We start from the raw sequence: 1,440 nt of genomic DNA, 5'->3' as shown, positions 1-1,440 counted from the left end.
GCGCACGCGTGGAGCGTGCGCCCCGCCGCCGCGTGTCCGGACCAGGTCGTCCCCGAAAGGGTGGTGGCCGCGGGCAGGCGGCCGTGCTGGGACAGCTCACCGGGGAGGGGAGCGCCGGCCCGCCGCACCGGTGCGGCTCGGGCGTCGCCCGAATGATCGCCGGGAGTGGCAGTCGGCGTAATGCGGGCCAGGCTGGAACCGGGCAGATCCGTTTGCTTCCTTCGCCCGCCCGGCCCGGCGCCGGCCCGTTCCCCCGATCCAGGAGACCTCGATGTCCCGCCCCCTGACCATAACCCTGCCTGTCTCGGGGTCGGGTTCCGTACCCGACACCGCCGCCGACCTCACCCCCGTTTCCCTGCGGGTGAACCAGCCGTCCCCCGTCCCGCTCGGCGGCGACCTCGCGGCGGCGATGATGAGCGCGGCGGCCAGCCGCCCGGTGGAGGAAGTCGCCGATCTGCTCTGCCACCTGAACCCGGCCCACACGCCGACCCTGGCCCCGGTCCTCCACGGAGCGGTCGCCGCCCGCCCGGTCGAGGACCTGGTCCGCCTCCTGATCCTCCTGAGACCCCGCGACAGCACCGGCGCCGACCAGATCCTGCGCGCCGCCGTCCTCACCAGACCCACGGGCGACGTCGCCCACCTCACCACCCTGCTCGCGGCCGAAGCCGACAGCGGCATCCGGGCGGCCCTGCACGCGGCCGCGTCGCTGCGGCCGGTGGCCGATGTCGCCCACCTCGTCCAGCTGCTCCGGCCCGCCCCGGTCGCGGACCGGCCGGCCGGGCCCTCGACGAGCGGTGACGACACGGAACCCCTGGCGGCCGCCACGGAGCAGGCCCCGCCCGACGCCGCCGCCCTGCCGCCGGCGCGGGTGCTGTCGAGGGCACGGCCCCGCGAGGAGCGCCCGCCGCTCCGGTGGCCCGCCGCCGCGGCCCTGGTGATGACGGGTGCGCTCCATGGGCCGCTGGTGGCCGCCCTCTGGGGCCAGAACCCGGACGTCTCGGTGGTCGCCGGCCTCAGCGCCCTGTGCCTGCTCCTCGCCGTCCCGCTCGGCGTGCGCGGCACGCCGTGGACGTGGATCGCCGGCGCCGTGCCGGCCGCGGCCGCGTTAGCCGGCTACCTGCTGTTCGACACCATGGTCCCGGTGCGGGTGGCGGTCGGCATCATCGAGTGGCAGGGCCGGTTCGGGCCGGCCGCGCTCGCCTGCGAGGCCGCCGTCCTCGTGCTGACGCTCACCCACGCGCTCACCCCCCGGCGTCGCCGTACAAGCGTCGGCGCCGGCCGCCGGGCCGTCCGTCGTACCTGACACCCGTGGCGGGCCGCGCGGGCGCGTGATGCGCTCGCCGTCGCGGCCCGGTGGCGCCGCCGCCCGGTGGGCGGCTCGCCCCGGACCGGCGCCCGGCCGCGGTGACCGCGCCCCGGCCCACACCCCTGTCGGGGGCG

1 protein-coding gene is annotated in these 1,440 nt (G+C 78.1%); it reads left to right on the top strand.

The window, feature by feature from the left end:
* Positions 1-271 precede the first annotated feature (271 nt).
* The gene (locus tag ACFWA9_RS39155) at positions 272-1,303 is read left to right on the top strand and encodes a hypothetical protein (protein WP_380394370.1); all 1,032 of its coding nucleotides are present in this window, start codon (positions 272-274) and stop codon (positions 1,301-1,303) included.
* Positions 1,304-1,440: the final 137 nt, after the last annotated feature.

Source organism: Kitasatospora sp. NPDC059973, assembly GCF_042737525.1.
Taxonomy (GTDB): Bacteria; Actinomycetota; Actinomycetes; order Streptomycetales; family Streptomycetaceae; genus Kitasatospora.
The sequence above is the reverse complement of the archived record's forward strand: the minus strand, read 5'-3'. Positions and strand labels throughout refer to the sequence as shown.

What these genes read in the sequence shown, in the direction of transcription:
- ACFWA9_RS39155 (WP_380394370.1), top strand. Translation starts at nt 272, where the DNA reads ATGTCCCGCCCCCTGACCATAACCCTGCCTGTCTCGGGGTCGGGTTCC.